Raw genomic sequence first — 14,190 nt, forward strand, 5'->3', positions numbered from 1 at the left:
CGGCAAAGAAAGCGGCAGTCATCATTACTTCGAACAAATTCGACATATCTATTTCTGATGTACGGTCAAGAAAAAAGGAAATGTGCGTAATCATTTATGTAGAAGGATCGTCCAAACCGTTTTCTCATACACCCTTTTCTCATCTTCCTGTGGTATAATAAAAAACATTCGAAGGAGATGAGGGTGATGGTATTCAAATATCCCGGCGGAAGGACATATGAAACAAAACAAATGAACCAACCGATCCGCCCGTTCCAGCCAAATTACGGAAATCGAGGCATGACGCTCGAAGAAGATTTGAACGCTACCAATGAGTATTATCGTGAACAAGGGATTGCTGTCGTCCATAAAAAGCCGACGCCAGTGCAAATCGTCCGCGTTGACTACCCGAAACGAAGCGCGGCTGTTATTAAAGAAGCGTATTTTAAACAAGCTTCCACGACCGACTACAACGGCGTATACCGCGGCAAATACATTGACTTTGAAGCAAAAGAAACGAAAAACAAAACATCGTTTCCGCTAAAAAATTTTCATGAGCATCAAATTCAGCATATGGAGCAAGTGCTGCAGCATGGAGGCATTTGTTTCGTTATTTTGCGGTTTGCCACGCTCAATGAAGTGTATCTCTTAGATGCCAGCCATTTAATTGCCTACTGGAAAAAAAGGCAAGAAGGCGGGAGAAAATCGATTCCGAAACGGGACATCGAACAGTATGGCCATTACATTGCACTTGGCTACCAACCGAGAATTGATTATATTAGTGTAGTAGAAAAAGTTTACTTTGCTCATTAACGATGCAAAATTTCCTAAGAAAGGCAGGATTTGCTTATGTCTGGTGAATATCGTTCTCGCGTAGAACGTAAACAAGCGGCAAAGCAGGCAAAGCAGACAAAACAAAAGAAAGCGAAACAGAAAAAGGGACTTTCGCTTTTTAAAAAATTAGCCATTGCTGCTTTGCTGCTGATGGTGATAGGAATGGTAGGCGGAATTGCTACGTTCGCCTATTTTGTAAAAGATGCACCGCCGCTTGATGAAGCGAAAATTAAAGATCCGATGTCATCTACCGTTTATGACATGAAAGGGCATAAAGTGGCGGAGCTTGGCGGCATTAAGCGAACTTATATTTCTTATAAAGATGTACCAAAAGTGCTGGAAGATGCGGTGCTGGCAACGGAAGATGCGCGCTTTTACGAGCATCACGGCGTCGACTTTATCCGGCTTGCCGGCGCTGTTCTCGCCAACTTAAAAGAAGGGTTTGGTGCGGAAGGTGGAAGCACCATTACGCAGCAGGTCGTAAAAATGACTTTTCTTTCACCAGAAAAAACGTTAAAACGGAAAGCGCAAGAACTATGGCTCGCGCTGCGTTTGGAACAAAAGTATTCGAAACACGAGATTTTAGAAATGTACTTCAACAAAATTTATTATTCAGATGGCATTTACGGTGTTGCGAGAGCAGCGGAATATTACTTTGGAAAAACAAATTTAAAAGATTTGACGCTTCCGGAAGCGGCGCTGCTCGCCGGAATGCCGCAAAGCCCAAACAACTACAACCCGTATGACCATCCGGAAGCGGCGAAAAAACGTCGGGATGTTGTGTTATCGCTAATGGCAAAACACGGTTTTATCACGAAAGAAGAAGCGGAAAAAGCAAAACAAGTACCGATTAAATCGATGCTCGTCGAACGGAAACAGCATCATAATTCCGTTCCGTACGATGCGTTTATCGATGAAGTAATCAAAGAAGTGACAGACCAAGCAAACGTCAACGTATTTGAAGACGGATTGAAAATTTATACGACATTAGACCAAGATGCGCAAAAATATGTAGAAAATCTATTAAATTCAGATACGTTATTTACTGATAAAAAAGATTTACAGTCGGCGATCGCCTTAATCGATACAAAAACAGGAGAAATTCGTGCGCTTGGCGGCGGACGCCACCGGGAAAACGTGAAGTTTGGGTTTAACTATGCTATTCAACCAGTCGGTCAGCCTGGATCGTCCATTAAGCCGATTTTGGATTACGGTCCAGCTATTGAATATTTAAAATGGTCGACCGCCCATCAAATTGTCGACGAACCATACACTTACTCGAACGGAAAACCGATCCGCAACGCCGACAGAAGATACTTAGGACCGATTACAATGCGCCATGCGCTGGCGCTATCGCGCAACATTCCAGCGTTAAAAGCATTACAAGCTGTTGGAAAAGAACGCGCCAAAGAATTCGCCAACCGCCTTGGCATGGGCTTTGACCGAGTCGAGGAAGCGTATGCGATCGGCGGATTGGAAAATCGCGTTTCTCCATTGCAAATGGCCGGAGCGTACAGCGCATTTGGCAATAACGGGATTTACATTAAACCGCATGCCGTCACGAAAATCGTCTTCCCAGACGGCACGGAAATGGACTTAAGACCGAAGCCTAAGCGGGTGATGAAAGATTATACAGCCTACATGATTACGGATATGCTAAAATCGGTAGTCGAATATGGAACAGGGGTGCTAGCCAACGTTCCAGGACACCATGTTGCCGGCAAAACGGGAACGACTAACTATCCGGAAGAGGTGGCAAGACAATACGGCCTGTCCGATCGCGCCGTTCAGGACAGCTGGTTTGTCGGCTACACGCCAAACTATACGGCCGCCGTATGGACCGGTTTCAGCAAACGAAGCAGCACCGCCGATTTATCACAATGGGAACAACGCATTCCGAAACTGCTGTTTAAACGCGTCATTTCCCATGTGGATGACGGCGGCAGCGATTTTGAAATGCCGAACAGCGTGGTAAAACTGCCAATTAAAAAAGGAACGAATCCGCCGAAACTGGCAAGCAAATACACGCCGGCAAGCGAAATTACGTACGAATGCTTCGTCCGTGGAACAGAGCCGACCGAGACGGCGCCAGACGAACCAGAAACGCTGCCGTCAGTAACGGATTTGCAGGCGGCATACGACCAAGGAACAAACACCATTTCTGTTTCATGGAAATATAGCGATATGCATGACAACACCATTTTTGAAGTACACATTAAAACCGATCAAGGCACAACCAATGTCGTAACGACGAAAGATGAAGCGATTGCGATCAGCAATCCAACCCCAGGCGCTGTGTATACGATTGCTGTCTATGCGAAAGAAGGGGACATTACAAGCAAGCCGGCTCTAACGAGCGTCCAGGTGCCAGGGGGAGAACAAAATCCTAACCAACCTTCGCCGTCAGACCAGCCAAATCAAAATCAAAACGACAACAATCAACAGCAGCCAAATTGGGATAATAACGGCACAAATAACGGCACAGATAATGGCACAAATAATGGCGGAAATAACGGTACAAATGAAAATCAAAACAATCAAGGCGGCAATAATGGCAACAACATCAATAGTGGCAACAACGGCCAAGGTGGGAACAACAGCGGCAACAATGGCAATAATACTGCGCCAACTACGCCGCCATCGAATCCGACCACGCCGCCGCCGAATCCGACCACACCGCCGCCAAACAATCATAATGGCGCAAAAAATGGAAATAACCAAACAAAAAAAGGGTTTGGAACCTTTGGAACCAATACACAGCACTCCGGCACGGAAAATTAATATCAAAAAACAAAAGGATGGCTCGCTTAACGAGTCATCCTTTTGTTTATCGCTATTTGCTTATATGCCAATTTCGCCGTTTCTTCAAACAGCTCGCACAGTTGAATAAATGAATGATACACATCGCAACGATCAAAAATAAACTGAAGCCGTTCTAAACAGTTTACCGGTTTAACCGGCAAGGTGCTGATTTCTTCTTGCCAGCGCCGCACATGATTGACTCTCTTTCCATTTAGCCAAAACAAACAAGAAAGCAAATAGGAAAGCCCGCGGATCATCGGCTGCCGGGCAGCGCGGCGGTCGCGTCTGGCAAAGCAGTGTTCCAATTGCGTTTTTTCTTCGTTCCATAATTGCAGCACCGCCGGAATCGATTGTTCGATATGATCCCATGGAAACGGCTCACGCGCCGTTATGTCATAATAAAAGGGCACGTTTTTCATCATCTGCGGAAAAGCCAGTTCTTCTTTAACTTCGATCACTTCTCCCTCACGGAAAAACAATGGGTGGGCAAACTCATTTGGCACCTGCACTGCTTTCATCCCTCTTTCGCATTCTCTTTTTCCCTTCCCGGCATAAATCGAGAAGCGGACAAACGTGACATTGCGGCGACTGTGCTTTGCAATGATAACGTCCGAAGAAAATCATGCGATGATGGGTAATGGACCATTCTTCTTTCGGAACTTTTTTCATTAACGTTTTTTCGACCTCTAAAACGGTATCATTCCACCGGCAAAAACCAAGGCGCTTGCTTACGCGCTCGACGTGCGTATCAACGGCGATGGCCGGGATGCCGAAAGCGACCGAAACGACCACATTGGCCGTTTTTCTCCCAACCCCCGGCAGTTTCATCAGCTCATCGAGGTCTTTCGGTACCTCGCCGTTATATTTCTCGATTAACATGGCACATAACTTTTGAATATTTTTCGCTTTGTTGCGGTACAAACCGATCGAACGAATATCCTGCTGCAGCTCTTCAAGCGGCACTTTGATATAGTCTTCGGGAGTCTTATACTTCTCAAATAAACTTTTTGTCACTTTATTGACCAAGGCGTCGGTGCATTGGGCGGATAAAACAACGGCGATTAACAGTTCAAACGGGTTGCGATGCACAAGCTCGCAATGCGCGTTCGGAAACATTTCTCCCATTTTATCTAAACAGTAGCGAATTTGCTCTTTCGTCAGCACGGTCCATTCTCCTTTCTATTTGCAAAGAAAAACGAGAGACAATGCCTCTCGCTAAGATTCCAGCCAGTTAAAAAAAGGAATGGTTTGTTTGTATTCACTCGGCGCTGTCTTCGTTGATCGAGCGGATTGCTGATGTTTACGGAATTTTTTTCCATAATGTTGCGCCTGCTCGATCGTACGGATTCCATTCTTTTTCCATTCGAATAAAATACGGTCGATGTAGCGGAAATTCAATTTTCCCGACAGCACCGCTTCGCGAAGCGCCGCTTTAATAATCTGCGGGCTATGTCCGTCTTGGTCAATCCACATCGATAACGTTTCACATTCAAACGGGGAAAGCGGCCGGCCAAACTCTTGTTCAAACACGGTATATAAGCTTTCCTCTTCTTCTTGCCGATCTTTCCTTTCTTCCTTCGCCCACTCGGTGTATAAATATTGAACAAGCTGTTCCCAAAGCGGCTGCAACGAATACTTTTCACTGCGGATCCCCCGCTCATCGGTATGCTCCTCAATGGCAATAAATCCCTTTTGCAGCAATTTGCGGAGCATTTCCATGCATTCAGAAGGAGCAGCTGTCATTTTTTCGGCCAGCTCGGCGGGGGTCGGAAATAAAACACCATCTTCGATAAAGGAATGCATATGTAATAATAACACGAACTCCCCTTCCGACAAACCGAGATACTTATAATGATTCAACAATAATTTTGGAATGGCGACGCTTCCTTGCGCCAGCCATTCGGCTATTTTCTTTTTATCCATGCGGATGCACCTCAACTATAGTATAACATTAACCGGATAAAAAAACCCCCTTTTTCTCGGGGGTTTTTCTTATGGATAAAGACGGTTAAGCAGACGTGGAAACGGAATCGTTTCGCGAACGTGGTCGACGCCGCAAATCCAGGCGACCGTGCGTTCAAGCCCAAGGCCAAATCCGGAATGCGGCACGGAACCGTATTGCCGCAACTCTAAATACCATTTGTACGCATCCAGCGGCAGATGGTGCTCTTCGAGGCGCTGTTTTAACAATTCATAATCATGAATCCGCTCAGAACCGCCGATAATTTCCCCGTATCCTTCCGGGGCGATTAAATCCGCGCATAATACCACTTTCGGACGGTTTGGATCCGGCTGCATATAAAATGGCTTTAGGCTCGTCGGATAATGGGTAATAAATACAGGCTTATCGAAACTTTCAGCAATTGCTGTTTCATGAGGCGCGCCAAAATCATCACCCCACTGAATGTCGTTAAACCCTTTTTCATGCAACAGCTGAATCGCTTCATCATACGTGATGCGCGGGAACGGCGCCTGGATGAGCTCCAGTTTCGTTGTGTCACGCTCTAGCCGTTTTAATTCCAGCTCGCAATGTTTCAAAACAGATTGAACGATATATGATACGTATTCCTCTTGCAGTTTGAGATTATCCTCAAATTCGTAAAACGCCATTTCCGGCTCAACCATCCAAAACTCAATTAAATGCCGGCGCGTTTTTGATTTTTCGGCGCGGAACGTCGGGCCGAATGAAAATACTTTGCCGAGCGCCATCGCCGCCGCTTCCATATACAGCTGACCGCTTTGCGACAAATATGCATCTTCATCAAAATATTTCGTATGGAACAGTTCCGTCGTTCCTTCCGGCGCGCTACCGGTTAAAATCGGCGGATCGATTTTCACAAAGCCGCGATCATTAAAAAATTCATATGTAGCGCGAATCACTTCATTGCGGATTTTCATAATCGCATGCTGGCGGCGCGAGCGCAACCAAAGATGGCGATGGTCCATTAAAAACTCAACGCCATGCTCTTTTGGGGTAATCGGATAATCAACAGCCTCATGAATAATTTGTAAATTCGTCACCGAAAGTTCATAACCAAACGGGGAACGTTCGTCGACACGCACCGTTCCTGTTACGTATAGCGATGTTTCTTGGGTGATCGATTTGGCGATTTGAAAAACCTCTTCCGTTACCTTTGATTTTTCGACAACGCCTTGGATAAAGCCTGTCCCATCGCGCAGCTGCAAAAAGGCGATTTTGCCGCTTGAACGCTTGTTGGCCAACCAGGCGCCGATCGTTACTTCTTGTCCAACGTAATTTTTTACTTCTGCAATCGTTGTTTTCACGTACATTTTCCCTCCAACATCTGTTCGAACGCAATGTATGTACAATCATTCAATATTATACATTTCGACAAAAACAGAGGCAATAGAAAAGCGTGCGTCCATTAGGAAAGCGGCCTTGCCGGAAGCAAAGCCGCTTTGTTTATGCGCGTTGCAGTTTTTTCTCCATAAATTGTTTCATGCGCTCGACTGCTTTTTCCAATACATCGAGCGAAGTGGCATAGGACAAGCGGACATTGTCCGGAGCGCCGAATCCAGATCCTGGAACAATCGCCACGTTTGCCTCTTCTAGCAGCGCGGCAACAAATTGGTCTACCGTATCATAACCAGCCATTCGCGCCGCCTCGCGGACGTTCGGGAACAAATAAAACGCCCCTTGTGGTTTTACACAAGTAAACCCTGGAATTTGAATCAGTTTTTCGTAAATAATGTTTAACCGTTCTTCAAACGCTTTGCGCATTTCTTCGACCGGCTCTTGTGGGCCGCTGTACGCGGCAATGGCCGCATATTGCGCAATCGAGGTCGGGTTGGATGTACTATGGCTGGCAAGATTGGTCATCGCCTTGATAATTTCTTTGTTTCCCGCCGCATAGCCAATCCGCCATCCCGTCATCGAATGCGATTTGGACAAGCCATTAATGATGACCGTTTGCTCTTTTAACTCCGGCGACAATTGCGCGATCGATACGTGTCTGGCGTTTCCGTACACCAATTTCTCATAAATTTCATCGGAAACGACCAAAATATCATGCTCCAAGCAAACTTCGCCAAGCGCTTTTAGCTCCTCTTCCGTATAAATCATTCCCGTCGGATTGCTTGGCGAGTTGATAATCACCGCTTTTGTCCGCTCCGTAATCGCCGCTTTTAACTGTTCTGGCGTGATTTTAAATTGATTTTCTTCCAGCCCCTCAACATAAACTGGCACACCGCCGGCAAGCTTCACTTGCTCTGGATAGCTAACCCAATATGGAGTCGGGATGATCACTTCATCCCCTTCGTCTAAAATAGCTTGAAACAATGTATACAATGCGTATTTTGCTCCAACACAAACAATAATTTCTGACGGCTCATAACGAAGCTGCTGGTCTTTTTCGAATTTCTTAATAATTTCCTCCTTTAGAGCTGGCAGACCACCTGTTGGTGTATATTTCGTATACCCTTCATTCATCGCTTTTACCGCTGCGTCAATAATATGCTGCGGCGTGTTAAAATCCGGCTCACCCGCGCCTAATCCGATCACGTCATAGCCTGCTGCTTTTAGCTCTTTTGCTTTTGCCGTAATCGCTAATGTTGTTGATGGTGTGAGTGAAGCAACCCGCTTTGCCAATTTCATCGTTTCTTTCCCCCTAATACATCATTGTTGAAAACTGTACCTCTTTAGAAAGGTTCCGTCCGTAAAACTTAAGTAGTAAAACGAGTAACGATTATATTGATCGATATATGTTAACTCCCAAAGAGGTACACCCTTTTCCATACCAAGCTTAGCGGAAATGATCTTCTTCGGATGACGATCGGCTTTTAATTTCGCGATCGCTTCTGTTTCCGTAATGCCGCTTCCCGCCCGTTTGACAACGATTTTTCCCTTTTTCTCCGGAACCCAGACGACATATCTTTTTCCTTGTTTCGTCCTGCCGACGAAAACGATATACGACTCGTTGCCATAGTATGTATACGTACGGTCAATCTGTGCCAGCGCAATTTTTTCTTTGGCGCGCTCGAGCGCTTTTGCCTCCATGCACAGCTTTGGCTTAAGTGCGTCTTGATAAACGGAAATCGCCTGCCAAACGGCAAGGCATAAAAAAATAAAGAGCAAAACCACCCATTTTCTCATTGCCACCACATCTCACTACGTTCGGTAAATAGTAAAAATTGCCTGGTTTTTATCATTTTCATCTAAAGCAAGCCCAAACATGAGATTGTCGCGCTTTAACGTCCGGTTTAGGCAATCGACAATTTTGTACAAGTCATCGGAATGCTGGATTTTAACGGTAGCGAGCACTTCGATTTTACTTTCCATTTACGTCGTTTCCTCCTGTGTGACACAAATTTTGTTACTTATACAAAGCACGATTGACGGCAACAATACAAATACAACAACAGAAAAACATGTTGTGCTTCTTCATTATTATAACAGGTTTGCCTGTTTGTTTCATAAAAAATTGCCCGCCTACACCGCCGAAATCCATTTCGTAAGCGCCTTGCCGTCCTTATTGGCAGCAAGGCGCCTTTTATTGTTTTTCTTTCACAAGCATGGTCGGCTGATTCATCTAGCTATAGATTACACCATTTTTCGCTTATTTATCAAAGCCATGCTTTGAGTTTTTGCAGCAGCCGATCGAGCGAATCTTCGCAAACATGTACGGACGGCAGCGAATTTAGAAAATATTTTCCGTATGAGGCGGTGGTGAGGCGGCGATCAAGGACAAAAAGCGCCCCTTTATCCTTTTCTGTCCGAATCAGCCTGCCGAATCCTTGTTTAAAGCGCAGAACCGCTTCAGGGAGGGATAGTTCATAAAAAGGATCCCCGCCTTTGGCGCGAACATGTTCGCTTTTTGCTTCCATCACTGGGTCATCCGGCGGTGCAAACGGCAAACGGACAATCACCACGATTGTCAGTTCATCTCCCGGCAAGTCAACACCTTCCCAGAAATTGCTTGTCCCAAACAAAATCGCATGATCGAACTGTTGAAACGTTCTTGTCAGCTTTGCCGCACTCCCGCTTTGCACCCCTTGGGCGATGAGAACAAAATCTTCATTTCGTTCTTCCATCTTCATCGCCGCTGCCGTTAATTTCAGCAATTCGTAAGAAGTAAAAAGCACGAGCATTTTTCCTTTTATTTGTCTTGCGATTTTCCCTACCCCATCCGCAACAGCTTCCGCATATGTTTCCAAAGCGGTGGAAGAAATGGATGGCAAATCGGTCGGAATCATTACCATCGCCTGTTCTTTATACGAAAATGGCGACGGAATCGCGCGGCAAAGTGGATAAAAATCGCTTAAGCCAAGCCGCGATACGATATAAGAAAAACTATCGCCAATCGTTAAGGTGGCGGAAGTAAGTACAACGCTTTTTTTCACCATAAACAGACGCTCGGCAAAAAATTCGTCCAACTGAATCGGCTGTGAGTACAGGGCCGTGGCGTTCGCCGCCCCTTTTTCTTCCGCTTCGATCCAGCGCACCACCATCGGATCGTCGCTTTCAAGCAAGTCAGACAACGCCTCCATCCGTTGCTGCAAAGCAGAAATATCAGAAAAATATGAATAATCGCCAGCCTGTCTTGATTGTGTTTGCTCCTTGGTACATATCGACTGCAATCGTCTTGTTTCCTCCACCAATTTAGCCATATGGCCGCGAATGCGCCAGCATAATTCTTTCACCGCGCTCCACTGCCTTCCGCCTTCCTTTTCCGGAGCAAAACGGTAGCGGCAGCGGCCCGATCTCGACGCTTTTCTTTCTAGCGCATAGCGGCGCAGCAGGCGAAACAATTCATCGCATTCAAATTGCAGTTCCTCCAAAAGGCGCTCGCAGTGCAAAAACGCATCTTCTGCATGCCAATTTTGTTCCGTAAACCGCTTTATTAATTTGGCCAATGAGCCATTTTCATTCATTTTGCCGATTTTGGTCAACAATAGCCGGATGGAGACATAGTCAACGTGCTCTCCGAAATAATGGGATGCTACTTCTTCTAAATGATGCGCTTCATCAATAATCATATGATCATAAGATGGCAAAAGCGGAGCGGAAGAAATGAGATCATGCAATAAAAACGCGTGATTGGTGATAATAATATGCGATTCTTCCGCACGTTGTTTTGCCTGCATAAAGAAATTATATTTACTGCTACCATCTTCGTCATCCGCAGATAAAGACGACCAAAATAAACGCGCGCCGGACGATATATTCAGTTCATCCATATCTCCGGTTTCCGTTTGCGTTAGCCAAACAAGCAGCTGGCATTTGAGCAGCACCACATCATAAGTTGGATGGGGTTCGCGCAAAAAGGAGATAAACTTATCAACAGAAAGGTAATTGCGCTTTCCTTTTAGCACCGCGACGCGCAGCGAAAATGGAACAATCTTGTTTAAAAGCGGAATATCCCGTTCTAAAAGCTGTTGCTGCAGCTGCAGCGTATGCGTGCTAATGACGACCCGCTTTTGCTGCTCGTAAGCAAAAAAAGCACTCGGGATTAAATAGGCGAGCGATTTGCCAAGTCCCGTGCCCGCTTCAATTAAAGCGTGCTGCGATGTAGCCAGCGCCTCGTAGACAAGCTTCATCATCTCCCACTGCCCATCCCGCTTTTCATAATGATCGAGCGGAAGAGTGTGCGGGCCGGCATAAAACGCGGAAAAAGACGCTGTTTGATCTCGATCTTTTTCCTTTTTCGACACAGATGACGGCTTTTTTAAAGCAATGCCACGATAAAATACATATGGCGGTTCATCCGCTAACGTCGCCATCTTTTCCATGATGATGCCATCGAGCAGCGAATATAAATCGCTTTTCAAATACGGTGACAAGCGTTTTAGCTGCTGCAACGTAATAAGCGGAAGCTGGCGCAGACGGTCGAGCAGCTTCATCAATAGCTTTGCTGTCACTTCGGCATCGCTGTCCGCTTGATGCGGTTGATCGTGGGTAATATGGAGCAGTTTGGCCAAATCGCCTAATTTATAGCTCTCCGCCGTCGGCAGCACAATGCGGGCTAATTCCACCGTATCAATAGTTGGACCGGTAAAGATCGGCAAGCCGGCCATCTGCAATTCTTCTTGTAAAAACGGCAAATCAAAAGAAACGTTATGGGCAACGAAATAAGACTGCTGCAACATATCAACTACTTTCGCCGCTTTTTCAGCAAAGCTCGGCGCGTTTTCCACCATTTGCTCGCTAATGTTCGTTAACTGTTGAACAAAAGGCGGGATCGTTCGGTCGGGATTAAAAAAGCTCGAGAAACGGTCAACAATTTTCCCATTCTCGACCACGACCATGCCGAGCTGAATAATGCGGTCTCCTTTTTTCGGAACATTCCCGGTTGTTTCTAAATCAATAACGACAAAACGTTCGTGCATGTTGGATTGTCACCTCAAAATTCAACAGCGTAATGAAAGGGGCTTTTCCGTATTTCGAAATAGCCCCTCTCCTTTTTTATAAAACCGTATGCGCCGGCTCTTCGACAATGAGCTGCTGGATGCGATTATTTTCATCCATAATGGCGATTTTCGGACGGTGCTCTGCAATTTTCTCTTCCGGAACCATCACATAAGAAATGACAATGATAATATCTCCCTTTTGCACAAGGCGCGCCGCCGCTCCATTTAGGCAAAATACGCCGCTGCCCCGTTCGCCGGGAATAATATACGTTTCAAAACGAGCTCCGTTATTATTGTTGACAATTTGCACTTTTTCGTTCGCAACCATGCCGACGGCATCTAAAATATCGGCGTCGATCGTAATGCTGCCGACATAATTTAAATTTGCTTCCGTCACGCGTGCACGGTGAATTTTCGCGTTCATTAATGTACGAAACAAGGCAATCCCTCCCTAGAAAGTAACTGGTATCGTCTTACACTATATCGAGGATAATGTTATCAATCAGGCGCGCGTTCGCAAAGCGGACCGCCACCGCAATAATTACTTTTCCGGCAAGCGTTTCGAGCGGTTTCAATTCCGGATAAGAGTAAATTTCCACATAGTCGATTTCAGCGTGAGTATGAGTTTGAATATATTGTTCTACTAGTGCACAAACCGCCTCTGCGTTTCTTTCTCCGCTTTCGATGGCCGCTTTGGCCTGCTTCAGCGCTTCATATAAAGCGGGCGCTTCTTTTCGTTCTTCCGGCGATAAATAAACATTGCGGGAACTTTTGGCAAGACCGTCTTCTTCGCGAACGGTCGGCACCGCCACTAATTCAATCGGAAAATGAAAATCGCGGATCAACCCGTCTACCACCGCCACTTGTTGCGCATCCTTTAAGCCAAAATAAGCGCGGTGCGGCATCACAATATGAAACAGTTTAGTTAATACGGTAGCAACCCCATCAAAATGACCCGGCCGCGATTTGCCGCAAAGGACATCGACACGCTCTTTGACGATCACTTGCACGCTTAACGGGTGCGGATACATCTCCTTGACATCGGGAGAAAAGAAAACATCGACGCCATTTTCTTTGGCAATGCGCTGATCGCGTTCGAGATCGCGCGGATAGCGCTCGAAATCTTCATTTGGTCCGAACTGAAGCGGATTGACAAACACGCTTAAAGCGACAATGTCGTTTTCCTCCCGTGCTTTTTGGATTAAAGCGATATGGCCTTCATGTAAATACCCCATCGTCGGGACAAAGCCGATCGTTTTTCCTTCGCGGCGGTACTGCTCCATCTTTGTTTGCATATCCTTTATTTTTGTGATTACAATCATGATTGTTTTCCTCCATACAGCGCAATCCACTCTTCTTCTTTCATCGTAAACATATGGCTTAGCTCCGGAAACTGGCGCAGTTTGACATCGGCGACATAATTGGCAATCGCATGGGAAATCACTTCTTGAATATTGGCGTATTTTTTTACAAACTTCGGAACGCGATCGACTCCGTAGCCGAGAATATCATGATAGACGAGTACTTGACCGTCGACTTCATCGCCGGCGCCGATGCCAATAACCGGTATTTCCAACTGCTCCGTAATCGCTGCCGCAATTTGCTTTGGCACACATTCCAATACCAACGCGATCGCGCCAGCCTGTTCGCAAAGCTTCGCATCTTCGATTAATTTTTTCGCGCTTTCCGCGTCTTTTCCTTGCACTTTATAGCCGCCGAGCACCCCGACAGACTGCGGCGTAAGGCCAAGGTGGGCGACGACCGGAACTCCCGCCTGTGTTAAGGCGCGAATGACGTGAACGACTTCGTCCGCACCTTCGACCTTCACAGCGTTTGCCCCAGACTGCTGCATGATCCGCTGCGCATTGCGGAGCGCCTCTTCTCGTGATAAATGATAGGACATAAACGGCATATCGGTGACAATAAACGTATTCGGCGCGCCGCGGCGAACCGCTTTCGTATGGTGAATCATGTCTTCGACGGTAACAGGAATCGTCGAATCATATCCTAAAACGACCATGCCGAGTGAGTCGCCGACTAGAATCATATCGACCCCCGCTGCTTCCGCCAGTTTCGCCGACGGAAAATCATAGGCGGTCAGCATGACAATCGGCTCATTCGTTTTTTTCATTTTCAGAAAGTCCGTTTTCGTTTTCACCACTTATTCCCTCCTCTTTGTTTGCAGAGGAGATGAATCGACCGAACAAA

Annotated in this window: 13 protein-coding genes; 2 read left to right on the forward strand and 11 right to left on the reverse strand. The window is 46.2% G+C overall.

What is annotated here, in order from left to right:
- The first annotated feature begins 186 nt into the window (after window positions 1-186).
- The gene (recU, locus tag BDD39_RS08120) at window positions 187-792 is read left to right on the forward strand and encodes a Holliday junction resolvase RecU (RefSeq protein WP_166909685.1); all 606 of its coding nucleotides are present in this window, start codon (window positions 187-189) and stop codon (window positions 790-792) included.
- A gap of 36 nt (window positions 793-828) precedes the next feature.
- Window positions 829-3,594 (forward strand): PBP1A family penicillin-binding protein, encoded by a 2,766-nt coding sequence (locus BDD39_RS08125; RefSeq protein ID WP_166909687.1) that lies wholly within the window; start codon window positions 829-831, stop codon window positions 3,592-3,594.
- Between the two features lie 26 nt (window positions 3,595-3,620).
- On the opposite strand, the gene BDD39_RS08130 is transcribed toward BDD39_RS08125, so the two are convergent.
- The 11 genes from BDD39_RS08130 to panB all read right to left on the reverse strand — a co-directional run bounded on the left by BDD39_RS08130 (window position 3,621) and on the right by panB (window position 14,140).
- Window positions 3,621-4,133: a YpoC family protein gene (locus BDD39_RS08130; RefSeq protein WP_166909689.1), complete on the reverse strand. Its 513-nt coding sequence runs from the start codon at window positions 4,131-4,133 to the stop codon at window positions 3,621-3,623.
- Window positions 4,108-4,779, reverse strand: coding sequence for an endonuclease III (nth, locus tag BDD39_RS08135; protein ID WP_166909691.1), 672 nt, complete (start codon window positions 4,777-4,779; stop codon window positions 4,108-4,110). The genes BDD39_RS08130 and nth overlap by 26 nt, the downstream gene beginning before the upstream one ends.
- Before the next feature lie 51 nt (window positions 4,780-4,830).
- Entirely contained in the window at window positions 4,831-5,538 is a 708-nt protein-coding gene (locus BDD39_RS08140) for a DnaD domain-containing protein (RefSeq protein ID WP_166909694.1), read from the reverse strand.
- 69 nt (window positions 5,539-5,607) lie between these two features.
- Window positions 5,608-6,900 (reverse strand): asparagine--tRNA ligase, encoded by a 1,293-nt coding sequence (gene asnS / locus BDD39_RS08145; protein WP_166909696.1) that lies wholly within the window; start codon window positions 6,898-6,900, stop codon window positions 5,608-5,610.
- A gap of 139 nt (window positions 6,901-7,039) precedes the next feature.
- Window positions 7,040-8,230, reverse strand: a complete 1,191-nt coding sequence (locus BDD39_RS08150) for a pyridoxal phosphate-dependent aminotransferase (protein ID WP_166909698.1) — start codon at window positions 8,228-8,230, stop codon at window positions 7,040-7,042.
- Window positions 8,231-8,251: 21 nt separating this feature from the next.
- Window positions 8,252-8,728: a cell wall elongation regulator TseB-like domain-containing protein gene (locus BDD39_RS08155; RefSeq protein WP_166909700.1), complete on the reverse strand. Its 477-nt coding sequence runs from the start codon at window positions 8,726-8,728 to the stop codon at window positions 8,252-8,254.
- Window positions 8,729-8,743: 15 nt separating this feature from the next.
- A complete protein-coding gene (locus BDD39_RS08160) occupies window positions 8,744-8,914 on the reverse strand; it encodes a YpmA family protein (protein ID WP_166909702.1) in 171 nt (56 codons plus the stop codon).
- 284 nt (window positions 8,915-9,198) lie between these two features.
- Window positions 9,199-11,961 (reverse strand): ATP-dependent DNA helicase DinG, encoded by a 2,763-nt coding sequence (dinG, locus tag BDD39_RS08165; protein WP_166909704.1) that lies wholly within the window; start codon window positions 11,959-11,961, stop codon window positions 9,199-9,201.
- Between the two features lie 76 nt (window positions 11,962-12,037).
- On the reverse strand, window positions 12,038-12,421 hold the full coding sequence (gene panD, locus BDD39_RS08170; protein WP_166909706.1) for an aspartate 1-decarboxylase: 384 nt from the start codon (window positions 12,419-12,421) through the stop codon (window positions 12,038-12,040).
- Window positions 12,422-12,455: 34 nt separating this feature from the next.
- Window positions 12,456-13,304 carry a pantoate--beta-alanine ligase gene (gene panC, locus BDD39_RS08175; RefSeq protein ID WP_166909708.1) on the reverse strand — a complete coding sequence of 283 codons (849 nt, stop codon included), beginning with the start codon at window positions 13,302-13,304 and terminating at the stop codon, window positions 12,456-12,458.
- On the reverse strand, window positions 13,301-14,140 hold the full coding sequence (gene panB / locus BDD39_RS08180; RefSeq protein WP_166909710.1) for a 3-methyl-2-oxobutanoate hydroxymethyltransferase: 840 nt from the start codon (window positions 14,138-14,140) through the stop codon (window positions 13,301-13,303). Before panB ends, panC begins: the two co-directional genes overlap by 4 nt.
- Between the last annotated feature and the right edge of the window lie 50 nt (window positions 14,141-14,190).

The sequence above is a fragment of the Saccharococcus thermophilus genome, assembly GCF_011761475.1.
GTDB lineage: Bacteria > Bacillota > Bacilli > Bacillales > Anoxybacillaceae > Saccharococcus > Saccharococcus thermophilus.

Bases quoted from the DNA above. Each gene is read 5' to 3' on its own strand.
- recU (WP_166909685.1), top strand. From the start codon at position 187: ATGGTATTCAAATATCCCGGCGGAAGGACATATGAAACAAAACAAATG.
- BDD39_RS08150 (WP_166909698.1), bottom strand. From the start codon at position 8,230: ATGAAATTGGCAAAGCGGGTTGCTTCACTCACACCATCAACAACATTA.
- BDD39_RS08125 (WP_166909687.1), top strand. From the start codon at position 829: ATGTCTGGTGAATATCGTTCTCGCGTAGAACGTAAACAAGCGGCAAAG.
- dinG (WP_166909704.1), bottom strand. From the start codon at position 11,961: ATGCACGAACGTTTTGTCGTTATTGATTTAGAAACAACCGGGAATGTT.
- panC (WP_166909708.1), bottom strand. From the start codon at position 13,304: ATGATTGTAATCACAAAAATAAAGGATATGCAAACAAAGATGGAGCAG.
- BDD39_RS08130 (WP_166909689.1), bottom strand. From the start codon at position 4,133: ATGAAAGCAGTGCAGGTGCCAAATGAGTTTGCCCACCCATTGTTTTTC.
- BDD39_RS08160 (WP_166909702.1), bottom strand. From the start codon at position 8,914: ATGGAAAGTAAAATCGAAGTGCTCGCTACCGTTAAAATCCAGCATTCC.
- BDD39_RS08140 (WP_166909694.1), bottom strand. From the start codon at position 5,538: ATGGATAAAAAGAAAATAGCCGAATGGCTGGCGCAAGGAAGCGTCGCC.
- BDD39_RS08155 (WP_166909700.1), bottom strand. From the start codon at position 8,728: ATGAGAAAATGGGTGGTTTTGCTCTTTATTTTTTTATGCCTTGCCGTT.